Source organism: Agromyces molybdatiresistens (assembly GCF_052748445.2).
Genome location: NZ_CM188258.1, coordinates 2,336,514 through 2,360,750, shown reverse-complemented (window position 1 = coordinate 2,360,750; position 24,237 = coordinate 2,336,514). Strand labels below are relative to the sequence as shown.

19 protein-coding genes are annotated in these 24,237 nt (G+C 73.4%); 15 read left to right on the top strand and 4 right to left on the bottom strand.

Annotated features, from left to right (window positions below):
• The first annotated feature begins 11 nt into the window (after positions 1 to 11).
• From ACULK2_RS10915 to mutM, 10 genes are all read left to right on the top strand, one after another.
• Positions 12 to 893: a hypothetical protein gene (locus tag ACULK2_RS10915; RefSeq protein ID WP_445967267.1), complete on the top strand. Its 882-nt coding sequence runs from the start codon at positions 12 to 14 to the stop codon at positions 891 to 893.
• Positions 890 to 3,082: an ATP-dependent DNA helicase RecG gene (locus ACULK2_RS10910; protein WP_445967266.1), complete on the top strand. Its 2,193-nt coding sequence runs from the start codon at positions 890 to 892 to the stop codon at positions 3,080 to 3,082. The genes ACULK2_RS10915 and ACULK2_RS10910 overlap by 4 nt, the downstream gene beginning before the upstream one ends.
• 51 nt (positions 3,083 to 3,133) lie before the next feature.
• Positions 3,134 to 3,625, top strand: a complete 492-nt coding sequence (gene coaD, locus ACULK2_RS10905; RefSeq protein ID WP_400999166.1) for a pantetheine-phosphate adenylyltransferase — start codon at positions 3,134 to 3,136, stop codon at positions 3,623 to 3,625.
• 35 nt (positions 3,626 to 3,660) lie between these two features.
• The gene (locus ACULK2_RS10900) at positions 3,661 to 4,635 is read left to right on the top strand and encodes an AAA family ATPase (protein WP_445967588.1); all 975 of its coding nucleotides are present in this window, start codon (positions 3,661 to 3,663) and stop codon (positions 4,633 to 4,635) included.
• A 5-nt stretch (positions 4,636 to 4,640) separates the two neighbouring features.
• A complete protein-coding gene (locus tag ACULK2_RS10895) occupies positions 4,641 to 6,005 on the top strand; it encodes a DUF58 domain-containing protein (protein ID WP_445967265.1) in 1,365 nt (454 codons plus the stop codon).
• A complete protein-coding gene (locus ACULK2_RS10890; protein ID WP_445967264.1) occupies positions 5,995 to 8,433 on the top strand; it encodes a transglutaminase TgpA family protein in 2,439 nt (812 codons plus the stop codon). Before ACULK2_RS10895 ends, ACULK2_RS10890 begins: the two co-directional genes overlap by 11 nt.
• 11 nt (positions 8,434 to 8,444) lie before the next feature.
• The gene (locus ACULK2_RS10885; RefSeq protein WP_445967263.1) at positions 8,445 to 9,008 is read left to right on the top strand and encodes a YceD family protein; all 564 of its coding nucleotides are present in this window, start codon (positions 8,445 to 8,447) and stop codon (positions 9,006 to 9,008) included.
• A gap of 9 nt (positions 9,009 to 9,017) precedes the next feature.
• Positions 9,018 to 9,221 carry a 50S ribosomal protein L32 gene (gene rpmF, locus ACULK2_RS10880; protein ID WP_092669520.1) on the top strand — a complete coding sequence of 68 codons (204 nt, stop codon included), beginning with the start codon at positions 9,018 to 9,020 and terminating at the stop codon, positions 9,219 to 9,221.
• Positions 9,222 to 9,297: 76 nt separating this feature from the next.
• Complete coding sequence (gene rnc / locus ACULK2_RS10875; RefSeq protein ID WP_445967587.1) at positions 9,298 to 9,960, top strand: ribonuclease III; 663 nt, start codon at positions 9,298 to 9,300, stop codon at positions 9,958 to 9,960.
• 1 nt (position 9,961) lies between these two features.
• Complete coding sequence (gene mutM, locus ACULK2_RS10870; RefSeq protein WP_445967262.1) at positions 9,962 to 10,945, top strand: bifunctional DNA-formamidopyrimidine glycosylase/DNA-(apurinic or apyrimidinic site) lyase; 984 nt, start codon at positions 9,962 to 9,964, stop codon at positions 10,943 to 10,945.
• Here mutM and ACULK2_RS10865 read toward each other — a convergent pair.
• Together ACULK2_RS10865 and ACULK2_RS10860 are read right to left on the bottom strand one after the other, a co-directional pair.
• Positions 10,887 to 11,972 (bottom strand): GNAT family N-acetyltransferase, encoded by a 1,086-nt coding sequence (locus ACULK2_RS10865; RefSeq protein ID WP_445967261.1) that lies wholly within the window; start codon positions 11,970 to 11,972, stop codon positions 10,887 to 10,889. The genes mutM and ACULK2_RS10865 overlap by 59 nt on opposite strands.
• Positions 11,969 to 13,072, bottom strand: coding sequence for a GNAT family N-acetyltransferase (locus tag ACULK2_RS10860; RefSeq protein ID WP_445967260.1), 1,104 nt, complete (start codon positions 13,070 to 13,072; stop codon positions 11,969 to 11,971). The genes ACULK2_RS10865 and ACULK2_RS10860 overlap by 4 nt, the downstream gene beginning before the upstream one ends.
• A 195-nt stretch (positions 13,073 to 13,267) precedes the next feature.
• Here ACULK2_RS10860 and smc point away from each other — a divergent pair, with 195 nt between their 5' ends.
• A complete protein-coding gene (gene smc, locus ACULK2_RS10855) occupies positions 13,268 to 16,804 on the top strand; it encodes a chromosome segregation protein SMC (RefSeq protein WP_445967259.1) in 3,537 nt (1,178 codons plus the stop codon).
• A 27-nt stretch (positions 16,805 to 16,831) separates the two neighbouring features.
• Here smc and ACULK2_RS10850 read toward each other — a convergent pair whose 3' ends face one another.
• Both ACULK2_RS10850 and ACULK2_RS10845 read right to left on the bottom strand, forming a co-directional pair.
• The gene (locus ACULK2_RS10850; RefSeq protein WP_445967258.1) at positions 16,832 to 18,496 is read right to left on the bottom strand and encodes an alpha-amylase family protein; all 1,665 of its coding nucleotides are present in this window, start codon (positions 18,494 to 18,496) and stop codon (positions 16,832 to 16,834) included.
• A 4-nt stretch (positions 18,497 to 18,500) separates the two neighbouring features.
• A complete protein-coding gene (locus tag ACULK2_RS10845) occupies positions 18,501 to 19,487 on the bottom strand; it encodes a TIGR03885 family FMN-dependent LLM class oxidoreductase (RefSeq protein ID WP_445967257.1) in 987 nt (328 codons plus the stop codon).
• Between the two features lie 155 nt (positions 19,488 to 19,642).
• Here ACULK2_RS10845 and ftsY point away from each other — a divergent pair, with 155 nt between their 5' ends.
• The 4 genes from ftsY (at position 19,643) to ACULK2_RS10825 (ending at position 24,196) form a co-directional block, all read left to right on the top strand.
• On the top strand, positions 19,643 to 20,518 hold the full coding sequence (ftsY, locus tag ACULK2_RS10840; RefSeq protein ID WP_445967256.1) for a signal recognition particle-docking protein FtsY: 876 nt from the start codon (positions 19,643 to 19,645) through the stop codon (positions 20,516 to 20,518).
• Positions 20,519 to 20,534: 16 nt separating this feature from the next.
• Entirely contained in the window at positions 20,535 to 21,023 is a 489-nt protein-coding gene (locus tag ACULK2_RS10835) for a DUF2004 domain-containing protein (RefSeq protein ID WP_445967255.1), read from the top strand.
• Positions 21,024 to 21,090: 67 nt separating this feature from the next.
• Positions 21,091 to 22,674 (top strand): signal recognition particle protein, encoded by a 1,584-nt coding sequence (gene ffh, locus ACULK2_RS10830; protein WP_445967254.1) that lies wholly within the window; start codon positions 21,091 to 21,093, stop codon positions 22,672 to 22,674.
• An 88-nt stretch (positions 22,675 to 22,762) separates the two neighbouring features.
• Positions 22,763 to 24,196 (top strand): GH1 family beta-glucosidase, encoded by a 1,434-nt coding sequence (locus ACULK2_RS10825; protein WP_445967253.1) that lies wholly within the window; start codon positions 22,763 to 22,765, stop codon positions 24,194 to 24,196.
• The last annotated feature ends 41 nt before the right edge of the window (positions 24,197 to 24,237 follow it).

The following is a 24,237-nucleotide window of genomic DNA, read 5'->3' as shown; positions in this document are numbered from 1 at the left end:
ATGATGGAGAGGTGGATGACTCGACCGACGCCCTGCACGCCGATCCGTCCCACCATCGGGCCCAGGAGCAGCAGGCGATCGACCGGATATGGGACTTCGGCGACCCCGCCGCGAGCGAGGAGCGCTTCCGGGCGGCCGCCGCGGACGAGACGCTGACCGCGCACGGCCGCGCCGTGATGGCCACGCAGCTCGCGCGTGCCATGGGCATCCAGCACCGCGAGGAGGAGGCCCTCGCGGTGCTCGCCGACCTCGAGGCGCAGCTCGAGGGCGAGTCCGAGGCCGGGTCGAGCGTCGGCGACGGCGCCGACGGCGTCGGTGCCGACGCGGACGGCGGCGACTCCGAGGAGGAGATCGCCGAGCTGCGCGCGCGCATCGCGCTCGAGCGCGGGCGGATGGCCGCGGCCGGCGAGCGACTCGACGAGGCCGTCCCGCAGTTCACCCGCGCCGTGCGGGAGGGTGCGCTCGGCGGGTCGACGTTCCTCGTGCTCGACGCCCTGCACATGCTCGCCCTGAACGACGTCGGCCACGAGGAGGAGTGGGCGGCTGAGGGCTTCGACATCCTGGAGGGGGTGCGCGACCCGCGCCTGAAGCGCTGGGGCGTCGCGCTGCACAACAACCTCGGCTGGACCAAGCACGACGGCGGCGACGCCCAAGCGGCGCTCTACCACTTCCGGAAGGCCGTCGAGGCGGCCGACCGCTACGGCACCGCGGGCCAGCAGCACGTCGCGCGCTGGTCCGTGGGGCGAGCGCTCCGCACGCTCGGCCGCACCGACGAGGCGCTCGAGATCCAGCGCGAGCTCGCACTCGCCCGCCCGGACGACCCGTACGTGCGCGCCGAGATCGAGGCCCTCGCGCCGCCGCCGACGGAGGCGGAGCCTACGATCGAGGCATGACGGCCGATCATGTGGCGGAGGGGGTGCTCACCCTCGACAGCCGCCTCACCGGCGCGCTCGGCGGCCGGACCGCGCAGGCGCTCCAGCGCGCGTTCGGCTACACGACGGTCGGCGACCTGCTCGCCCACTACCCGCGTCGCTACGCCGCGCGCGGCGAGCTCACGGCGCTCGCCGAGCTCCCGCTCGACGAGAACGTCACGATCGTCGCCGAGGTGCTCGAGGTCCGGGAACGCACGATGCGCTCGCGGCGCGGGTCGATCCTCGAGGCGAAGATCTCGGACGGCACGGGCGTCCTCACGCTCACCTTCTTCAACCAGAAGTGGCGCGCGAACGAGTTGAAGCCCGGCGTGCGCGGCATGTTCGCGGGCAAGGTCTCCGACTACCGCGGCGCGCGCCAGCTCGCGCACCCCGACTACCAGCTGTTCGACGACGACGCGGCGCCGACGGGCGGGGCGGATGCCGCGGCCGTGCGATGGGCGACGGCGCCCATCCCGATCTACCCGGCGACCGGCGCGCTCTCGAGCTGGCAGTTGCAGACCGCGGTCGGCCTGCTGCTCGACGGGCTCGGCGCCGTCGACGACCCGATCCCCGACGAAGTGCGTCGGGCACGCGGCATCCGCTCGCATCGCGAGGCGCTCGAGGGCGTGCACCGCCCCGAGCGCGACGACGACTGGAAGGCCGCGCGACGCACCCTGCGCTTCACGGAGGCGTTCGTGCTGCAGACCGCGCTGCTCGAGCGTCGCGCGGCCTCGCGCGCCCACGAGGCCGTCCGGCGCGAGCCGCGCCCCGGCGGCCTGCTCGAGCGGTTCGAGGCGTCGCTGCCGTTCGAACTGACGGGCGACCAGGTGGAGGTCGGCGGCGAGATCCTCCACGACCTCGCCGCGCCCGTCCCCATGAACCGGCTCGTGCAGGGCGAGGTCGGCTCCGGCAAGACGGTCGTGGCGCTCCGTGCCATGCTCGCGGTCGCCGAGTCGGGCGGGCAGTCGGCCCTGCTCGCCCCGACCGAGGTGCTCGCCGCGCAGCACCTGCGCTCCATCGCGCGGATGCTCGGCCCCGAGCTGTCGGCGGAGCTCATGCCGACGCTCGTGACCGGCCAGCTGCCGACCGCCGAGCGGCGGAGGGCCGCGCTGCGGGTCGCCGCGGGCCAGTCGCGCATCGTCGTCGGCACGCATGCCCTGCTCGGCGACACCACGACGTTCGCCGACCTCGGCCTCGTCGTCGTCGACGAGCAGCACCGCTTCGGCGTCGAGCAGCGCGAGGCGCTGCGACTCAAGGGGCGGCATCCGCACGTGCTCGTGCTCACCGCGACGCCGATCCCGCGCACGGTCGCGATGACCGTGTTCGGCGACCTCGACGTGAGCACCATCCGAGAGCTGCCGGCCGGCCGGGCGGGCATCGAGACGCACCTCGTCCCGCTCGCCGAGCGGCCCGCCTGGCGGGCCCGCGTGTGGGAGCGCCTCGCGGAGGAGCTCGCGCAGGGCCGACAGGGCTTCGTCGTCTGCCCGGCGATCGAGCCCAAGGTCGCCGAGGAGGATGCGGAGCCCGCCGAGGGCGAGCCCACGCCGGGCGCCGCCCCCGCGGCATCCGTCGCCTCGGTCCTGGCGGAGCTGAGGGCGCTGCCTGTTCTCGCCGACGCCCGCATCACCCCGCTCCACGGCCGGATGTCGGCCGACGAGAAGGACGACGCGATGCGCGCGTTCGCCGCGAAGGAGCTCGACGTGCTGGTCGCGACGACCGTCATCGAGGTCGGCGTCGACGTGCCCAACGCGAGCACGATGGTCGTCGTCGACGCCGACCGGTTCGGGGTGTCGCAGCTGCACCAGCTCCGCGGGCGCGTCGGCCGTGGGAGCGTGCCCGGCCTCTGCCTGCTCGTCTCGCACGCCGAGGCCGGCAGCGTCGCGCGCGAGCGGCTCGAGGCGGTCGCCGCGACCCTCGACGGGTTCGAGCTCGCGCGAGTCGACCTCGAGCTGCGGCGCGAGGGCGACGTGCTCGGCGCGACCCAGTCCGGAGGGCGATCGTCGCTGAAGCTGCTCCGGGTGGCGCGCGACGGCGACCTCATCGCCGACGCCCGGGAGGCCGCGGCCGAGCTCCTGGTCGCCGACCCGAAGCTCGCCGGCCACCCCGCGCTCGCGGCCGCGGTGCGGCGCCGCCTCGACGACGAGACGAGCGAGTACCTGAGCAGGGGCTGAGACTCTCGACCACCCGTCCCGGAGCGCCGATCGCGCACTACGCTGGCACGTATGCAGCGGATCGCCGTCGTCCCAGGATCATTCGACCCCGTCACGCGCGGCCACCTCGACGTGATCGAGCGGGCCGCAGGCCTCTACGACCAGCTGCACGTCGTCGTCGTGCACAACCCCGACAAGTCGGCACTCCTGCCGATCGCGCAGCGCGTCGCGCTCATCGAGCAGTCGATCGCCGACGCGCACATCCCCGGCGACATCGTCGTCGCCTCGTGGAGCATGGGCCTGCTCGTCGACTACTGCACCGACGTCGGCGCGTCGGTCCTCGTCAAGGGCATCCGGTCGCAGGTCGACGTCGGCTACGAGACGCCGATGGCGATCGTGAACCGGCACCTCGCGGGCGTCGAGACGGTCTTCCTCCTGCCCGATCCGGCGAATGCGCACGTGTCGAGCTCCCTCGTCCGCCAGGTCTCCGCGCTGGGCGGGGACGTCGCGCCGTACGTGCCCCGATCCGTGGCCGAGTACCTCCAGGGGGCGATGCGACCGTGAGCGACACCGAGGGCGCCGTGGGCGTCGTGACCGCGATGGGGATCGACGAGGTCGGCGAACGCGCGGCGATCATCGTCCGCAACGTCGAGGCGGTCATCAGCGGCAAGCGCGACGCCGTGACCGCCGCCCTCACCGTGCTCCTCGCCGAGGGCCACCTGCTCATCGAGGACGTCCCCGGCGTCGGCAAGACGATGCTCGCCAAGGCGCTCGCGCGCTCGGTCGACTGCACGGTCAACCGCATCCAGTTCACGCCCGACCTCCTGCCGAGCGACGTCACCGGCGTCTCGGTCTTCGACCAGGTGTCGCGCCGGTTCGAGTTCAAGCCCGGTCCGGTGTTCGCGAACCTGGTCATCGGCGACGAGATCAACCGGGCGAGTCCGAAGACGCAGTCGGCGCTCCTCGAGTGCATGGAGGAGCGGCAGGTCACGGCCGACGGCACGACGTACCGTCTCGAGCAGCCGTTCACGGTCGTCGCGACCCAGAACCCCGTCGAGATGGAGGGAACGTACCCGTTGCCCGAGGCGCAGCGCGACCGGTTCATGGCGCGCATCTCGATGGGCTACCCCGCGACCGCCGACGAGCTCGCGATGCTCGCCCAGCGCGAGACGGCGAGCCCGCTGGACACGCTCGAGCCGGTGGTCGCCCTCGCCGAGCTCCGGGCGATGATCCAGGCCGTGCAGCGCGTGTTCACCTCCGAGCCGGTCAAGGAGTACGCCGTCGAGCTGGCGCGTGCGACGCGCGACGACCGCCAGCTGCGACTCGGGGCGAGCCCGCGCGCCACGCTCCAGCTCGTCCGCGCCGCGAAGGCGCACGCCGCCATGCACGGGCGCGACTTCGTGCTGCCCGACGACGTCGACGCGCTCGCCGTGCCCGTGCTCGCACACCGCCTCGTGCCGACCAGTCGCGCGGTCGGCGGGCACGACCACGACGGCGGTCCGCTCATCGACCAGATCGTGCGCCGGATCCTCGCCGAGACGCCGGTGCCGGTCGGCAGCGCCCGGAGGGAGTGATCCGGATGTCGCGGGCCGGCCGCGTGCGGCACCAGGCGCGTCCTCGCCTCACCCCGCGAGGGATCTCGCTCATGGTCGTGGGCGGCATCCTGTTCGGCGTCGCGCTCTGGTTCGACCTCCGCGACATCCTGCTGCTCGCCGCCGTCGGCATCGCCATGCCGCTGGCCGCACTCGGCTTCCTCGCCGCGCGGCCGCCCCGGCTCGCCGTGCACCGCACGTTCGAGCCCCCGGTCGTCGGCGCGGGGCACTCGACGACCGTCCGGCTGCGCGTGCACAACCGCAGCCGGCGCGCGTTCGACGGCGCGCACTGGCGCGACCTCTCCTCGCCCGCCCTGCGCCCACCGCCCGAAGCGATCCTGCCGGCCGTCGGCCGGACCGAGGGGCTGCTGCCGTCGGGCGACGACACCGTCGGGCTCGAGTACCGGCTCCGGACGCCGCGCCGCGGCGTGTTCGACGTCGGACCGCTCCGGATCTCGGTGACCGACCCGTTCGGGCTCGCACGGATCGATCGTGTCGCGGGCGGAGCACGGGACCTCGTCGTCACGCCGCGCGTCACGCCGCTCGAGCCCGCCGTCGGGCTGCTCGCGAGCGTCGACGGCACGGTGCACGCGCTGCAGCGCCGCACCCGGCCGAACAGCGACGAGCTCATCGCCCGGGAGTACCGCTACGGCGACCCGCTGCGCCGCGTGCACTGGGCGGCGACCGCCCGCCGCGGCGAGCTGATGGTCCGCGACGAGGAGCAGCGGGGCGACCCCGAGCTGCGGATCCTGCTCGACACCGCGCTCGGCGGGCGGGCCTCGCACCCCGGCGGCTCCCGCGACGCGGCCGACGCGCTCGACCCGGCGTTCGAACTCGGCGTCGAGCTCGCCGCGTCGCTCGGGGTCCACCTGCTCTCGCGCGGGTTCCGGGTCCGGCTGGACCCGATCGAGGATCCCGCGGCGCAGGTCGAGCCGATCGCGGCCGAAGCCGGCGGCTACCGCGCGTCGGGCGGCGACGTGTCGCTCCTCGAGGACCTGGCTCGGCTCGAGCCGCCGCGCCGCGAGACCGCGCGCGGCGAGCCGCGCGAACCACGGCGCCATCCGGTCGCCCCGCCGACGTCGGCACGTCGCGACATGCGGATGCCGGCGATCGCGGTGCTGATCGACCCCTCGGGCGACGCCGCCGAGACGCTCGTCGCGCTCCGCGCCTCCGTCGAGCCCGCGGTCGCCTTCGCGGCCGAGAGCGTCTCCGCACGCATCGTGGAGCGCCTCGAGGAGGCCGACTGGCGCGTGATCCGGGTCCGCCGGGCCGTGGACCTCCCCGCCGCGTGGCAGGAGGCCTGGCGGTCGGCGCGCGAGGCCGTTCGGACGGGAGGGCGCCATGGGGCCTGACCGCCTTCCGCTGACCCGCGCGCAGTCGCTCGCGCTGTCCGGGGCGAGCCTGCTGCTCCTGCTCGTCGCGACGACCGCGCTCGGGCCGCTCATCGCGAGCAGCGGATGGTGGTGGGCCGGCGCCGTCGTCGCCCTCGCGGTCATCGGCGGCGGCGCGGCGCTCCGCGCCATCCGCACGCCGCCGTCGCTCGTGCCGCCGCTCGAGCTCGTCGCGATGCTGCTCGCGCTCACGCTGCTCTTCGGCGGTGCGACGAGCATCGCGCTGATCATCCCGACCCCCGACACGTTCGCCGTCTTCGGCGAGCTCACCGAGGGTGCGCGCCGGACCATCGAGCAGCAGTCGGTGCCCGCGGTCCCCGTTCCCGCGCTCGTGTTCGCCATCGCCGTGGGCGTCGGCCTCATCGCCGTCTTCCTCGACCTGCTGGTGCAGACCGTCCGGGTGCCCGCGCTCGCCGCCATCCCGATGCTCGTGCCCGTGCTCGTTCCCGGACTGTTCGTGGCCGACGGCGCCGAGGCTCCTGCGATCGTCCTCACGGCCGCCGCCTACCTGCTCCTGCTCCGCGTCGACGTGCGCGTGCGCCGCGCCGCCGAACTCCTCCAGGAGGACGACCGCGACGACGCGCCCGTCGTCAGCGCGCCGAGGCGCGCGCCGATCGTGTCGACGATGGGCGCGTCGCTCGGCCTCGCCGCGATCGGCCTCGTCGCGGCATCCGTCATCGCGGCGGCGACGCCGAGCGTCAGCACCAGCTTCCTGGTCGGCACCGGCGGGCCGGCCACGCTCTTCGCGCGCGGCGTGAGCCCCTACGTCGACCTCGGTCGCGACCTGCGGCGGCCGGAGCCGGTGCCGGCGTTCTCGTACGTCTCACCCGAGGGCGAGCGCCCGTACTTCACCCTGCTCACCGTGGAGCGGCTCGAGGGGCAGGTGTGGTCGGCGAGCGAACGGGCCGTCGACGGCGACCACACGCTCGGCACGCTGCCCGGCCCCGACGGGCTCGCCGACGACGTGCTCGTGGAGCCGAAGCCGATCGCCGTGCAGGTCGACCAGGTGCGCACGGCGTGGCTGCCCGTGCCGTACCCCTCGAGCGAGGTCAGCGGTGTCACCGGTTCGTGGTTCTGGGACCAGGGCACGCTCAACGTGCGCAGCGTCGACTCGACCACGATGGGGCAGCAGTACCGCCTCACCCATCTCGACGTGCAGCCGGACGTCGCGCAGCTGCGCTCGGCACGCGCCGCGCCGGCCGACGCCGTCGCCGAGACGACGCGACGCCTGCCCGACGACCTGCCGCCGATCATCACCGAGACGGCCGCCTCGGTCACGGCGTCGGCGGCGACGCGGTACGACGCGGCCGTCGCCATCCAGGCGTACCTGCGCGGCTCGGAATTCGAGTACTCGGAGAGCGCCCCGGTCGCCGAGGGATACGACGGCGGGGGCTTCGAGTCGATCGCCGCCTTCCTCGACCAGCGCGCGGGCTACTGCGTGCACTTCGCCTCGACGATGGCCGTGATGGCCCGAGAGGTCGGCATCCCGTCCCGGATCTCCATCGGGTACACCTCGGGCACGCCCGGCGACGGCCGGGTCGACGGCGAGGTCGTGATCGAGGTCGACTCGCACGACCTGCACGCTTGGCCCGAGCTCTACTTCGAGGGCGTCGGCTGGGTGCCGTTCGAGCCGACGCCGGGCCGGGGGAGCGTCCCCGACTACACGCGGCCGAACGCCGGCCAGGACACCCCCGGCGTGGTCCCGACCGGCCCGGCGGCGACGCCGGGCGCGACCGGGCGCCCCGAGGGCGACCCGGACCGGGCGCTCGGCGACGGCGCCGCCGCGCGGTCGGTGGGCGAGCAGACCGCCCAACTCGCGATGATCGGACTGGCGGTCGCGCTCGTGCTGCTCCTGCCCGCCATGGTCCGAGCGGGCGTCCGGGTCGGCCGTCGCGGCCGGGTCCGGTCCGGCGACCGGCCGGCGGATGCCGCGTGGCGGGAGCTGCTCGCGACCGCCGTGGACCTCGGCCTTCCCGTCGATCCGCGGCGGACCGTGCGCGGGCTGACGGCGGAGCTCGCGGCGCGGCCCGGGTTCGCCGCGGACCCCGACTCGCCACCCGGCGAACGCACCGACGCGCTCGCGGCGCTCGAGCGCGTGCGCGACGCCGTGGAACGCGAACGCTACGGCCGGGTGCGCGGAGCGGGCTCGGGTGGAGCGAGTCCCGGCACGGCGAGGCTCGGGGCGGCCGCCGCGGCACCGACGGGCGGCGAGGTGGATGCCGTCGAGCACGCGCGCCGCGCGGCGCTCCTCGCCGATCTCGCGGCGGCGTCCGACGCGCTCCGCGACGGAGCGTCATCCGCTCGCCGTCTCGGTGCCGTGCTGCTCCCGGCGTCGCTCCGCCCGTCCGCGCGGGTCGCACTCGGACGCCCCGCACCGCCCGGCGAGTAGGATCGTCCTTCGTGGCCGTCCAGCATTCCCCCTTCAGCATCAACGTGCGCGACCTCGTCAACCGTCCCGGCGAGATGCGCGAGCAGCAGCTCGACGTCCCCGCGCCCGAGCAACTGGGCGAGGGACTCGTCTCCATCAGGCCCGGCTCCGAGCTCGCCGTCGACGTGCGCCTCGAGTCCGTCCACGAGGGCATCCTCGCGACCGCCGAGGTCGACGCGACCGCCGAGGGCGAGTGCGGCCGATGCCTCATCGACATCGCGCTGCCCCTCCGAGTCGAGTTCCAGGAGCTTTTCGCGTATCATTCCGGAGAAGCTTTCGAGTATGAGGTTCAAGACGACCACGTGGATCTTGAACCGCTCATCCGAGATGCGGTAGTGCTGGCACTGCCCTTCCAGCCGGTGTGCCGGCCCGACTGCCCCGGCCTCGACCCCGAGACCGGACAGCGTCTGGCCGAACATCCGGAACTCGTCACCCCCGTCGAGCACGACCCGCGTTGGGCTGCGCTCGCGGGGTTCACGGCTTCCGAAGACGAGGGCGCGGATCACGCATCCGACGCCGACCTGCAGAGAGATTGAGAGAGAGTCATGGCTGTTCCCAAGCGGAAGAAGTCACGCGCCAACACCCACGCGCGCCGTTCGCAGTGGAAGGCCGAGGCCCCCACGCTCGTCAAGACCGTCGAGAACGGCAAGGTCACCTACAGCCTCCCGCACCGCGCACGCGTGGTCGAGGACTCGGCGGGCACCCCGCTCTTCCTCGAGTACAAGGGCCGCAAGGTCGCCGACGTCTAAGTCGGCCGTGAACGACGAACGACCGGTCGTGAGGCGCGTCGAGCGCACGGACACCGGGGCGGATGAGCTCGTCCGATTGCAGCGCACGCTGCGAGTCGAGCTCGACCCCGATCTCCTGCTCCTCGCCCTCACGCACCGGTCGTTCGCGTACGAGAACGGCGGCATCCCGACCAACGAGCGCCTGGAGTTCCTCGGCGACTCGATCCTCGGGCAGGCGGTGACCGTCAAGCTGTTCACCGACCACCCCGAGCTCGACGAGGGCGAGCTGGCCAAGCGGCGGGCGAGCCTCGTCTCGAGCGTCGCCCTCGCCGAGGTCGCTCGGACCATCGGGCTCGGACCGTACATCCGGCTCGGCCGCGGCGAGACGATGACCGGCGGCGCCGACAAGCCGTCGATCCTCGCCGACACCGTCGAGGCCGTCATCGGAGCGGTCTACCTGTCGCGCGGCGGCGAGGTCGCGACCGATCTCGTGCTGCGGCTCATCACCCCGCTCATGCGCGACCCCGACCGGTTCGGCGCCGCGATGGACCCGAAGACGAGCCTGCAGGAGATCGCCGCGCGTCGCGGTGCCCCGGCACCGGTGTACACGGTGAGCGAGAGCGGTCCCGATCACAGCAAGCACTTCGTCGCGACCGTCACGGTCGGCGGCCTCGTGTCCGCGTCGGGTGAGGGCTCGAGCAAGAAGCAGGCCGAGATGGCCGCGGCGCTCGAGGCGTGGACCACGCTGAACGCTCGCTGACGTGCCCGAGCTTCCCGAGGTCGAGGTCGTCCGTGCCGGACTCGCTCCGGCGGTCACGGGCGCTCGCGTCGCCGCCGTCGAGGTGGTCGACGCCCGGTCGCTGAAGCGCCACGAGGCGGCATCCGGCGACTTCGAGACGCTGCTCACCGGCGAGCGCATCGAGGCCGCCGTGCGGCGCGGGAAGTTCCTGTGGATGCCGCTCGCGAGCGGCACAGCGCTCGTCGGTCACCTCGGCATGAGCGGGCAGCTGCTGCTGCGCACCCCCGACCACCCCGGCGACGACCGACACGCGAGGATCCGGCTGCACCTCGACCACCCGGGGCACGGCGAGCTGCGCGTCGACTTCGTCGACCAGCGCATCTTCGGGTCGATGGCGATCGACCGCATGCTGCCCACGGCCGACGGCGAGGTCGCCGGCTACTCCGCCGAGGTCGGCGGGCCGTGGGCGCGCTCGATCCCGTCCCAGGTGGCGCACATCGCGCGCGACCCGCTCGACCCCGCATTCGACGACGGCGCGTTCGTCGCGGCGCTGTCCCGACGGGCCGCGGGCGTCAAGCGCGTGCTCCTCGACCAGGGCGTCGCCTCGGGGATCGGCAACATCTACGCCGACGAGGCGCTCTGGGCGGTCCGCATGCACGGCGATCAGCCCGCGTCGAGCCTCGGCCGGCGTCGCGTGCGAGACCTGCTCGCAGCGGTGCGCGCGGTGCTGCAGAGGGCGCTCGCCGAGGGCGGCACGAGCTTCGACGCGCAGTACGTCAACGTGAACGGCGCGTCGGGGTACTTCGCGCACTCGCTGAACGCCTACGGGCGGACGGGCCGGCCCTGCCCGCGGTGCGGGACGCCGATCGTGCGCGAGGCGTTCATGAACCGCTCGTCGCACCGGTGCCCGCGCTGCCAACGGCTGCGTCGCACCGCGCCCGTCGGCGTCAGCCGCGCTGCCACGTCGCCTGGATCGAGTGCGGGCGGAACCCCAGCTCCCGGTTGATGGCCAGCATGGGCCCGTTCTCGTCGGCGTTCCAGGTGTAGACGTCGGTGCGCGCCGGTGCGGCGTCCGACAGCTCGACGAGGTTCGCCAGCTTCAACCGCATGCCGAGCCCGTTCCCGCGGTGCGGGCCGAGGACGAGCGTGTCGTCCTGGTACGCGCCGCGCTTGCCGGGTGCGAGGGTGAGGATGGTGAACCCGGCGACCTCGCCGCGGGGCGCGATCGCCGCGACCGTGAGGTGCGTGCGCCCTGCGGCGACGGCACGCGACTCCTCGTCGCGCACGCGGGCGGCGTCCCAGTGCTCGTCGGGGAAGTCGACCGCGCCGCTGGGCGCCTCGGCGACCATCTGCGACCGGGCCGCGGCGAACGCCTCGAGGTGCTCGTCGGGCGTGCGATCGCGCCAGCGCTCGAGCCGGTACCCGTCGGACCGTTCGGCCTGCTCGGCGAGCTCGCGGAAGTGCCGGCCGCGCCCGGCGACGGGGAGGGCGCTCGCGACGAGCAGCTGGCCGAGCTCGTACCCGCGCGAGCGCGCGAACCGGACGGACGGTGCGTCGGCGGGGAGCGAGGCCGAGCCCTGCGGCGGCCGCACCCGCTCGCCGGCGCCGTCGTCGGTCCGGTGCTCCGAAATGAGGAGGGTCGTGGTGCGCCCGACGTCGTGGGCGGCGGCCTCGATCGCGTCGAGCACCCGCCCGCCGAGGCCGCGGCGCCGGTGGGTGGGGTCGACGCCGACCATGGTGATCATGGGCGCGCCGTCGGCCTGCTCGCGTTCCCACCACGCCGCGGCGGCGGCGACGAGCCGGCCGCCGTCGAAGATCCCGAACCGGCGCCGTTCGAGGTACGGGTTGCCGCCGAGCACCGCGAGCTCGGCCGCCGAGTAGCTGAACTCGTCGGTGCCGATCGTCTCGACCTGGATCCGACGGGCGAGGTCGGCGTACGCCTCGAGGTCCGCCGACTCGGGGATGCCGACACGGTCGGGCGCCCGGATCGGCCGGAGGACGCCCGGGTCGCTCGGGGACGCGGCGGCGCTCACGGACGCTGCCAGACCGACTCGAGGGCGAACGGGCGGAAACCCAGGTCGATGTTGATGCCGAGCATGTGCTCATTCTCGTCGGCGTTCCAGGTGTAGACGCGCTCGCGCGAGGCATCCGTCTGCTCGAGCAGGAGGAGGTTCTCGAGCTTCAGTCGCATGCCCAGACGGTGACCGCGGTGCGCCGCGAGCACGATGGTGTCCCACTGCTCGACGGCCGGGGAGTCGGCGAGCAGCGAGAGCACGGTGAAGCCGGCGACCGTGCCGTCGGCGGCGATCGCCGCGGCGGTCGACGTGGTGCGCCCCATCGCGAGCGTGCGCCGTTCGTCGTCGCGCACCCGATCGGCGTCCCAGTGCTCGAGCTCGTAGTCGATCGCGCCCGACGGCGCGTCGACCGACATCCGCTCGTGCGCGAGGGCGAGCGAGTCGAGCAGGTCGTCGGGTGCGCGATCGATCCAGGTGCGCACCCGGTAGGGGGCGGATGGCGAAAGGCCGGCCAGTCGGGACCGGAACTCGTCACCACGGCCGGCGACGTCGAGCACGCTGACCCGGTCGAGCTGGCCGAGCGCGTAGCCGTGCGCCACGGCGAACCGGGCGGCGGGGTCGTCGGCGGCGATCACGGCCGCGCCCTGGGGGGCGCGCAGCACCGGCGCCTCGCCGTCGGCATGGGCGCCCGCGTCGCGGCCGGCGGTCGGGACGTGGTCGGCACGGTGGTCCGCCGACAGCACGAGCGTGGGGCGTCCGGCTTCGGCGACGATCCGTTCGGCCTGCTCGAGGAGCATCGAGCCGACGCCCTCGAGCCGTCGCTCCGGGGCGACGCCGAGCATCACGACGTATGCGGTCCTCGCGTCGTCGTCGCGTTCCCACTCGAGCTCGGCCAGTCCGATGAGCTCGTCGCCGTCGAACGCACCGAGTGGCACGCGCGCCCGGTACGGGTCGCCCGCGAATTCCATGGCGAGCTCCCGGACGGGCCGTGCGAGCTCGTCCGTGCCGAGCCGCTCGAGGTCGAGTCGACGGATCAGCGCGGCGTAGGCGGCCAGTTCGTCGGATGCCGCGGCCCCCGGTTCGGCAGGCACCCGGATCGGTCGGACCTCTGCTCCCATGCGTCCTCCCTCGGCTGCGGGCAGCCTGCCAGCCTAGCCCGCGATCGCGCCCTGCGGAACAGTCCGGCGTCGCGGGGACGGGCCGAAGCGGGCCCGATCAGCCCGAACCCGGCGTGCGGAGCCGGGCCCGCGGCATCCGCTCGGGTACGCTCTTCCGAGGCACCAGCACCATCACGCCGCGGAATCCGGGGGGACATGCACCTCAAGAGCCTCACCATGAAGGGCTTCAAGTCCTTCGCGCAGCCGACCACCTTCGCCTTCGAGCCCGGGGTCACGTGCATCGTCGGCCCGAACGGCTCCGGCAAGTCGAACGTCGTCGACGCGCTCGCCTGGGTGATGGGGGAGCAGGGCGCGAAGACGCTGCGCGGCGGCAAGATGGAGGACGTCATCTTCGCCGGGACCTCGACGCGCGGCCCGCTCGGCCGCGCGGAGGTCAGCCTCACGATCGACAACTCGGACGGCGCGCTGCCGATCGAGTACACCGAGGTGACCATCTCGCGCACGCTGTTCCGCAACGGCGGCAGCGAGTACGCGATCAACGGCGAGCAGTGCCGCCTCCTCGACGTGCAGGAGCTGCTCAGCGACTCCGGCCTCGGCCGCGAGATGCACGTCATCGTCGGGCAGGGCCAGCTCGACCAGGTGCTGCACGCCAGCCCCGAGGACCGCCGCGGCTTCATCGAGGAGGCCGCCGGCATCCTGAAGCACCGTCGCCGCAAGGAGAAGACGCTCCGCAAGCTCGACGCCATGCAGGCGAACCTCACGCGCCTCACCGACCTCGCCGCCGAGCTGCGCCGGCAGCTGAAGCCGCTCGGCCGGCAGGCCGAGGTCGCGCGCGAGGCGGCCGGCATCGCCGCCGTCGTCCGCGACGCGAAGGCCCGGCTCGTCGCCGACGAGGTCGTCGAGCTGCGCCGCGCGCTCGAGGCCGCCGGGCAGACCGAGCACGAGCGGCATGCCGAGCGGCTCGTCCTCCAGCAGGAGCTCGAACGCCACCAGGCGCACATCGACCGGCTCGAGCAGGCGCAGGGCGGCGACGACGTCGACCGCGCGCGGGCCGTGAGCTTCGCGCTCGAGCAGTCCGAGGCGCGGCTGCGCTCGCTCGACTCGCTCGCCCGCCAGCGCATCGCGCTGCTCTCCGCCGCCGACGAGGGCTCGGATGCCGCGCCCACCGTCACCCTCGTCGACATCGACGCGGCGCGCAGCGAACTCGACGGCATCCGCGCGGGCGTCGGCGACGCGGCATCCGCCCTCGAACGGGCGACCGCCACGACCCGCGACGCGCGGGCCGCGCTCGACGCGATCGACGAGGAGATCGCCGCGCAGGCGGCGCGCGTGAGCGAGTACGACCTGCGCGCCTCCCAGCTCTCCGGCCGCGCCGACGCAGCCGCCTCGAAGCTCGCCGCGGTGCGCGGCGAGGTGCTGCGGCACCGCAACGCGCTCGACGCGGCGCAGCTCCGGCGCGAGAGCGCCGGCGCCGAGCTCGCCCGCGTCGAGGCGGAGTCCGATGCCGACCCGGCCTCCGCGACCGACCTCGACGAGGCGTACGAGCTCGCCCAGGCCGCCGTGTTCGAGGCCGAGGGCGAGATCGAGCAGCTCCGCGAGGCCCTGCACGACCGCGAGCGCGAGCGCGACGCGCTCGGCGCCCGGGTCTCCGCGCTGTCCCTCGCGCTCGACCAGAAGGACGGTTCGGCCGCGCTCGCCGCGTCGGGCACCTCCGGCGTGCGGGGCCTGCTCGCCGAGCACCTGCGCGTCGAGCCCGGCTACGAGGCGGCCATCGCCGCCGCGCTCGGCCCGCTGGCCGAGTCCGTGCTCGTGGACGACCGCGACGCGGCGCTCAGGGCGGTCGCCGCAGCGACCGACGGCGACCTCGGGCGCGTGGCGCTCACGATCGCCGATCCCGGCGCCGGCGACGGCCCGGTCGGGGCCGAGGACCGCCTCGCCGTGGCCGGACTCGTGCCCGCCGCCGACGTCGTCACCGCGCCCGCCGGGATCCTCGCCCTTCTCGGCGAGGTCCTCGTCGCCGACGACCTCGACGCCGTGCGCGCCGCCGAACCCGCGGTGCTGGCGCTCGGCCGGCCCGCGACCGTGATCACGCGCGACGGCACGGTCGTCGGCCGCTACGTCGTGCACGGCGGCTCCGGGCGCACGCAGAGCCGGATCGAGCTCATCGCCGAACGCGACCGCGCGAGCGCGCGCCTCGACGAGGTGGGTTCCGCGATCGAGCGTGCGCGCTTCGACCTCGACGAGCAGCGCGGCATCGCCGAGCACGCGAAGGAACGGTCGAAGCTCGCACTCGCAGCGCTCCGCGAGTTCGACGCCCAGCTCGCGCAGCGTACCGAGGCGCTGAACCGCGCCCGCGTGCGGGCGGAGGCCGCCGCGGCCGAGACCGAGCGCCTGGCTGAGGCCCTGCGAACCGCGGAGGAGCGAATCGCCGAGGCCGAGCAGGCCGCGGCCGCGGCCAGGGGCGAGCTCGAGGCCGCACGCACCGAACCGCGACCCGTGCTCGAGGCCGACCGGCGCGACGGCGCGCTCGCCGCACTCGAACGCGCTCGCGAGGGCGAGGTCGAGGCCCGGCTCCGGCTCGAGACCGCGCGCGAGCGCGTCCGGGCCGAGGAGGCGCGCATCGTCGCGATGGAGCGACAGCACGAGGCCGAGGCCCGTGCCGCCGAGGAGGCCGCGCGCCGTGCCGTCATCCGCCGCGCCCAGCTGGAGGCCGCCTCGCGCGTGGCCGACGCCCTCCCGCCCGTCCTCGCGGCCGTCGGCCGGTCGGTCGCCGACGCGCGCGTCGCCCTCGCCGCTGCCGAGGCCGAGCGCGCGAGCCGCAACGAGGAGGTCCAGGCCGCCCGGCGCGCCGAGGCATCCGTGCGCGAACGCCTGCAGGCGGTCACGGAGGACGTGCACGGGCTCGAACTGCGGATCTACGAGAAGAAGCTCCACGTCGGTTCGCTCGTCGAGCGTGCCGAGAGCGAGCTCGGGCTCGGCGAGGAGGTCCTCGTCGCCGAGTACGGGCCCGACCAGCCGATCCCAGACGAGGACGACGCCGACGCCGAGCCGCGTCCGTTCGTGCGCGCGGAGCAGCAGAAGCGGCTGCAGGCCGCCGAACGCAAGCTCGCGCAGCTCGGCCGCGTCAACCCGCTCGCGCTCGAGGAGTTCGCGGCGCTCGAGCAGCGCCACCAGTTCCTCACCGAGCAGCTCACCGACCTCGCGAACACCCGCAAGGACCTGCTCACGATCATCGAGGAGATCGACGGACGCATGGAGTCGATCTTCCGCTCCGCGTTCGAGGACACGCGAGCGGCGTTCGCCGAGGTGTTCCCGGTGCTGTTCCCCGGCGGCGAGGGTCGCATCGCGCTGACGAACCCCGACGACCTGCTCTCCACGGGCATCGAGGTGAGCGTGAAGCCCGCGGGCAAGAAGATCGAGCGCCTCTCGCTGCTCTCCGGTGGCGAACGCTCGCTCGCGGCCGTCGCGCTCCTCATGGCGATCTTCAAGGCGCGCCCGAGCCCGTTCTACATCATGGACGAGGTCGAGGCGGCCCTCGACGACGCGAACCTCGGGCGCCTCCTCACGACCTTCGAGGACCTGCGCGAGGCGAGCCAGCTCATCGTCATCACGCACCAGAAGCGCACGATGGAGATCGCGGACGCGCTGTACGGCGTCTCCATGCGGCAGGACGGCGTCTCGGCCGTGGTCGGCCAGCGCGTCCGCGAGGAACTCGAGGCGAAGGCCAGCTGACCACCGCGGCTGCGCCGACCGGTCAGGTCAGGTCAGTCGTCGATCCCCAGGTGCGAGCACTCGGAACCAGCGGTACCCGTAGGCGTCGAGCTCGACGTCGACGCGACCGCGCTCGTCGATCTCGTCGGCGTCGACGGCGAACAGGTCGGAGAGCACCGCGCCGTCCGGAACCTCTCCGAGGTCGACGGTGACGCGCACCGGCCGGGGCGCGAAGTTGTGCAGCGCCACGAACCGCAGGTGATCCTCGGTGATGCGGTGGGCGAGCACCGCCGGCTCGCCGACGTCCAGCAGCTCGAAGCGCCCCCAGCCGATCTCGGGCGAGCTCCGGTACCGCGTGGAGAAGGCCCGGATGGTCGCGAGCAGCGAGTCGGGATCGTGCATCTGCGCCTCGACGCTGACGTGCTCGGGCGCGTAGCCGTCGGCGGGCGGCGACGCGGCGAGCCGGCTCGCGGCCGCCCGCGAGAATCCGCCGTTCTTCTCGCCGGTCCACTGCATCGGCGTCCGCACCGCCTGGCGCTTGTCCTGCTCGCCGTTCTCGCCCATGCCGATCTCCTCGCCGTAGAAGAGCACCGGGGTGCCGGGCAGCGAGAACAGCAGGCTGTAGGCCATCCGGATGCGGCGGGGGTCGCCCTCCATCATGGTCGGCAGGCGCCGCACGATGCCGCGCCCGTACACGCGCATCCAGTCCTCGGGCGCGAACGCCTCGAACACCTCCGCACGCTCCTCGTCCGAGAGCTTGTCGAGGGTGAGCTCGTCGTGGTTGCGCACGAAGTTCGCCCACTGCTTCTCCGGCTCGAGCTGCGGGCGGCGGGCGAGCGTGTCGCGGAGCGGCGTGGCATCCTGCCTCGCCAACGACAGGTAGAGCCGTTGCATCGCCTCGAAGTCGAACTGCAGGGTGAGCTCGGCCGGGTCGCCCTCGCGACCGAAGTACTCGAGCTGCTGCTCGTAGGGCAGGTTCACCTCGCCGAGCAGGATCGCCTCGCTCGAGCGCCGCTCCAGGTAGCGCCGGAGGTCGCGCATCAGCTCGTGCGGGTCGCCGACGTCCTCGCCGTCGGGCGGCTCGATGAGGAACGGCACGGCATCGACGCGGAAGCCCGAGAACCCGAGCTGCAGCCAGAACCCGATCGTCTTCGCGATCTCGTCGCGGACCTCGGGGTTCGCGATGTTGAGGTCGGGCTGGTGGCGGTAGAAGGTGTGCAGGTAGTACTGACCGGTCGGCTCGTGCCACTCCCAGACGCCGTCCTCCTCGCCAGGGAAGACGCTGGCAGGCGGGTTCGGCGGGATCTCGTCACGCCACACGTAGAAGTCGCGGAAGGGCGCGTTGCGGCCGCGCTTGGCCGACTGGAACCACGGGTGCCGGTCCGACGTGTGGTTCATGACCAGGTCCATGATGACCCGGATGCCGCGATCCCTCGCCGCACGCGTGAACGCGACGACGTCGCCGAGCGACCCGAGACGCGGGTCGACGCCGAAGAAGTCGACGATGTCGTAGCCGTCGTCCTGGTCGGGCGACGGCTGGAACGGCATCAGCCAGATGCACGTCACGCCGAGTTCGGCGAGGTGGTCGAGGCGATTCGCGAGCCCCTCGAAGTCGCCGGAGCCGTCGTCGTTCCAGTCCATGAACGTCTCGACGTCGAGGCAGTAGACGACGGCGGTCTTCCACCACAGGTCGCCGCGGGCGGTCGCGCGCATCGGCTCAGCTCGCCGTCCCGGCGGGCACGCCGGCGGCCTGGAGCTCGGGCAGCACGTGCTCTCCGAACGCATCGATGAACCCGCGCTGCTCCTGCCCGACGTGGTGCAGGTAGACGCGGTCGACGCCGATTTCGGCGAGTTCGAGCAGCGCGTCGAGGTGGCGCGACGTGTCCGACGAGGCGAGGAGCGTCTCGGCGACGTCGGACGGCGCGGCGTTCGCAGTGCGCTCGTCGAACGCCTCGGGGCTCTCCAGCTCCCACGCGAGGTGGGCGGGGACGAGGCTCTGGCGCCACTGGTCGTGGGCGATCGCGACGGCCTCGTCGTCGGTCGGCGCCCAGCTGAGGTGCACCTGCACGCAGATCGGCCCTCGGCCCCCGGCGCCGCGGTAGGCGTCCATGACGTCGCGGAGCGCGCTCCGGTCCTGGTCGACCGTGATCAGGCCGCCGGCCCACTCGGCGGTCTCGGCGGCGGTCTCGGTGCTCACGGCGGCGGCCATGAGCGGCGGCGCCTCGTCGGGCCGCGTCCACAGCCGCGCCTCGTGCACGCTGACGGTGCCCTCGTGCGTGACCGTCTCGCCGGCGAGGAGTCGGCGCATGACGTCGATGGTCTCGGCGAGCCGGCGGTCGCGCGTGTCCTTGTCGGGCCACGGGTCGCCCGTGATGTGCTCGTTGATCGCCTCGCCGCTGCCGATGGCGGCCCAGAACCGGCCCGGGTACATCTCGCCGAGGGTCGCGATCTTCTGCGCCGCGACTGCGGGGTGGTAGCGCTGGCCGGGCGCCGTGACGACGCCGAGCGAGAAGGAGGTCGCCTGCAGCGCGGCCGCGAGCCACGACCAGGCGTAGCCCGAGTGGCCCTGCCTGACGCTCCACGGCGCCCAGTGGTCGCTGCACATCGCGGCGTCGAAGCCGGCCTGCTCGGCCTGCACGACGTCGCCCAGGAGGGCGCTCGGCGGGATCTGCTCGTGCGATGCGTGGAATCCGACGAGGGGCATGGGGGATCTCCTTCCGTCCGAGCCGATGCTCTCGCGGCGACCTCGGAGCGGCAAGGCCTTGCGACCCCCGCGGTCGGCCGGTATCGCGCGGCCGCGAGGCGACGGCGCGGCCGCGGCGGCGAGCCGCGGCATCCGGCGGCCGTAGGCTGGGAGGCATGGTGGAACGCGCATCGTGGTCGCTCGGATCGGCCCTCCGCAACGTGTTCGGCGCGAGGACGATCGACGAGGACACGTGGGACGACCTCGAGTCCGCGCTGATCCGCGCCGACTTCGGGCCGACGGTCACCGAGGAGATCGTCGAGTCGATCAAGGCGCAGGTCGAGCGGTACAAGACGACCGACCCGCGCGACGTGCAGCGGATGCTGCGCGAGCTGATCGAGGAGCGGCTGGCGAAGTACGACCCCACGCTGAAGCTCACCGAGCGACCCGCGGTCGTGCTCGTCGTCGGGGTGAACGGCGTCGGCAAGACGACCACGATCGGCAAGTTCGCGAAGTTCCTCGGCAACTACGGCCGGAGCGTGGTCGTCGGCGCCGCCGACACGTTCCGCGCGGCGGCGGTCGACCAGCTCGCGACCTGGGCCGAGCGCGCGGGCGCGCAGGTCGTCCGACCCGAGCGCGAGGGCCAGGACCCGGCGTCCGTGGCCTTCCAGACGGTCGACTACGCCAAGCGCACCGGGACCGAGATGGTGATCATCGACACCGCCGGCCGGCTGCACACCAAGGGCGGGCTCATGGACGAGCTGGGCAAGATCCGGCGCGTGGTCGAGAAGCAGGCGCCGATCAGCGAGGTGCTCCTCGTGCTCGACGCGACGACCGGACAGAACGGGCTCGCGCAGGCCGAGGCGTTCATCCAGCACGGCGGCGTCACGGGCCTCGTGCTCACCAAGCTCGACGGCTCGGCCAAGGGCGGGTTCGTCATCGCAGTCCAGGAGAAGACGGGGCTGCCGATCAAGCTCATCGGGCAGGGCGAGCGCATCGGCGACCTCACGGGCTTCACGCCGCACGTGTTCGCACAGCAGCTCGTCGGCTGAGAGGGGAGAAGAGCGGATGTCGATGGAACACGACTACTTCGGACTCGTCGGCGACTACTGGTCGGAGGACGTCGAGTACGGCGACCAGCGCGTCGAGGTCGTCCTCGACGCGGAGGCCGACACCGTGTCGCTCGCGGCCCTGGATGTCGCGGCCACCCTCGTCGGCGAACTCGAGCTCGTCGACGACGAGCTCCGGTCGGCGTTCGTCACGCAGCTCGACTCGGGCTCGTCGCCCGTGACGCGGTTCCTCGGGACCGTGCTCGACCCGGACCTCGAGCAGGCCGAGGAGGTCGAGGCGGCGATCGGCCGCGACTCGGGCGACCGCCAGATCGACGCGCTGCGCTCGATGTCGCTGATCCGGGTCGACCTCCGACCCGACGCCGACGAGCCGGGCGACGCCTTCGCCGAGTTCGAGTACGGGCTCGCGCCGGAGGACACCGACGAGCGGCTCGTCGCGTCCATCGACCTCGAGCGCGAGGTCGTCGACGTGCGCTTCGAGGGCTGAGCCCGCCGACCTGCGGAGCGACCTCGGGGCGGATGCCGCGGCGTCGCCCTCTACACTTGAGGGCATCATGGCTACGTTCGGCACCCTCTCCGACCGTCTCACCGAGACGTTCAAGAACCTCCGCACGAAGGGCAAGCTCTCCGCCTCCGACGTCGACGGCACCGTCCGCGAGATCCGGCGCGCGCTGCTCGACGCCGACGTCTCGCTCGACGTCGTCAAGTCGTTCACGGCGACGGTTCGCGAGCGCGCGCTCGGCGACGAGGTGAACCGAGCCCTGAATCCCGCGCAGCAGGTCGTGCAGATCGTCAACGAGGAGCTCGTCGGCATCCTCGGGGGCCAGCAGCGGCGACTGCAGTTCGCGAAGACCCCGCCGACCGTCATCATGCTCGCCGGCCTCCAGGGCGCCGGGAAGACGACCCTCGCCGGCAAGCTCGCGAAGTGGCTGAAGAAGGACGGCCACACGCCCATGCTCGTGGCTGCCGACCTCCAGCGCCCGAATGCCGTGAACCAGCTCCAGGTCGTGGGCGACCAGGCCGGCGTGACGGTCTTCGCCCCGGAGCCCGGCAACGGCGTGGGCGACCCGGTCCGCGTCGCGAAGGACGCCATCGCGCAGGCGCAGCGCGCCCAGCACGACGTCGTGATCATCGACACGGCGGGCCGCCTCGGCGTCGACGCCGAGATGATGAAGCAGGCCGCCGACATCCGCAAGGCCACGAACCCCGACGAGGTCCTCTTCGTCATCGACGCCATGATCGGCCAGGACGCGGTCACGACCGCGAAGGCCTTCCAGGACGGCGTCGACTTCACGGGCGTCGTGCTCTCCAAGCTCGACGGCGACGCGCGCGGCGGTGCCGCGCTCTCCGTGGCATCCGTCACCGGGCGTCCGATCATCTTCGCGTCGACGGGTGAGACGCTCGACGACTTCGAGCCGTTCCACCCCGACCGCATGGCGAGCCGCATCCTCGACCTCGGCGACATCCTCACCCTCATCGAGCAGGCCCAGCAGGCCTTCGACGAGGAGGAGGCGATGAAGGTCGCCGAGAAGATCGCCTCCGAGCAGTTCACGCTCGAGGACTTCCTCGCGCAGATGCAGCAGCTCCGCGGCGCGGGCTCGATCAAGAAGATGCTCGGCATGCTCCCCGGTGCGGGCGGCATGAAGCAGCAGCTCGAGAACTTCGACGAGCGCGAGATCGTGCGCACCGAGGCGATCATCCAGTCGATGACGCCCGCCGAGCGCAAGAACACCAAGCTCCTGAACGGCTCGCGTCGCCTCCGCATCGCGAAGGGATCGGGCATGACGGTCACCGACGTGAACCAGCTCGTGCAGCGCTTCGAGCAGGCCGCGAAGATGATGAAGACCGTCGCGCGCGGCGGCGTGCCGCAGATCCCCGGCATGGGCCCGATCCCGGGCGGCGGCGGCCACGGCGGCGGCAAGCGCCAGTCGGCGAAGAACAAGCGGAAGTCCGGCGGTTCGCGCTCGGGCAACCCGGCGAAGCGCGCCGCCGAGAACGCGGCGATCGCGTCCGGCCAGGTCCCCGCGGGCGCCTCGAACGCGCCGGCCGGCTCGGGCTTCGGCCTCGGCGGCGCCGGTGCGCAGGGCGCGCCCTCCGAGGAGGAGATGGCGGCGCTCCAGAAGATGCTCGGCCGCTGAGGCGGCCGCATCGGCCGGGCGTCGCGGCGGACCAGCCGGGCGTAGTGTTGGACCCGCGGCGAGGGCCGCGGACGAGGACGGAGCGACGATGACGACCGGCGATCCCGACTACCGCGACTCGGGCCTCGAGTTCGCGCCCGACTTCCTGCTCGGTTCGGCCACCGCGTCGTACCAGATCGAGGGCGCGGCGAACGAGGACGGCCGCGGGCCGTCGATCTGGGACACGTTCAGCCACACGCCGGGCAAGGTCTGGAACGGCGACACCGGCGACGTCGCCTGCGACCACTACCACCGCTGGGAGGCCGACCTCGACCTCATGGCCGAGCTCGGGCTCGAGGCGTACCGGTTCTCCATCGCGTGGCCGCGGATCCAGCCGACCGGGCGCGGCCCCGCGAACGAGGCCGGGCTCGCGTTCTACGAGCGTCTCGTCGACGGGCTCATCGCCCGCGGCATCCGGCCCATCGCCACCCTCTACCACTGGGACCTGCCCCAGGCGCTCGAGGACGAGGGCGGATGGACGAATCGCGCCACCGCCGAGGCGTTCGCCGACTACGCGCGGATCATGGGGGAGCGGCTCGGCGATCGCATCGCCGTGTGGACGACGCTCAACGAGCCGTGGTGCTCGGCGTACCTCGGGTACGGCTCCGGCGCGCACGCGCCCGGGCTCATGGACGGCGCCAAGGCGCTCGCGGCGGTGCACCACCTGAACCTCGCCCATGGCCTGGCGGTCGCCGCGCTCCGGGAGGTCGTGACGAACGACCCCGGATTCTCGATCACGCTGAACCTGCACGTCATCCGCCCTTCGGGCGAGACGGGCCAGGAGGCCGCGCGACGCATCGACGGCCTCGCCAACCGCGTCTTCCTGGGGCCGATCTTCGGTGACGGTTACCCGTCCGACGTGATCGAGGACACCGCCGACGTCACCGACTGGTCCTTCGTGAAGCCGGGCGACACCGAGCTCATCGCCCAGCCGATCGACCTGCTCGGCGTGAACTACTACTCGACCGTGACGGTGCGGATGTGGGACGGCGTCTCACCGCGCGTGAACGCCGACGGCCACAAGGACATGGGTGGCACCCCGTGGCCCGGATCGCGGCACGTCGAGTTCCTCGAGCAGCCGGGACCGTACACGGCCATGGGGTGGAACATCGACCCGTCGGGGCTCGAGGATCTACTGATCGCCCTGCACGGCGCCTACCCCGAGGTGCCGCTGATGATCACCGAGAACGGCGCCGCCTTCGACGACGCGGTCACGGAGGGGCCGAACGGGCCCGAGGTGCAGGACCTCGACCGCATCGACTACCTGCGCCGGCACTTCACCGCCGCGCACCGCGCGATGGCACGCGGTGTCGACCTCCGCGGCTACCAGGTCTGGTCGCTGATGGACAACTTCGAGTGGGGCTACGGCTACTCCAAGCGGTTCGGCATCGTGCGGGTCGACTACGACACGCTCGAACGGCTGCCGAAGGCGAGCGCGCGCTGGTTCGCGGAGCTCATCCGGACCCGGCGCATCCCGTCGTAGGGCGGCGGCGAGGCCCCGGGGAGGGGAGCTCGCGACGGCCG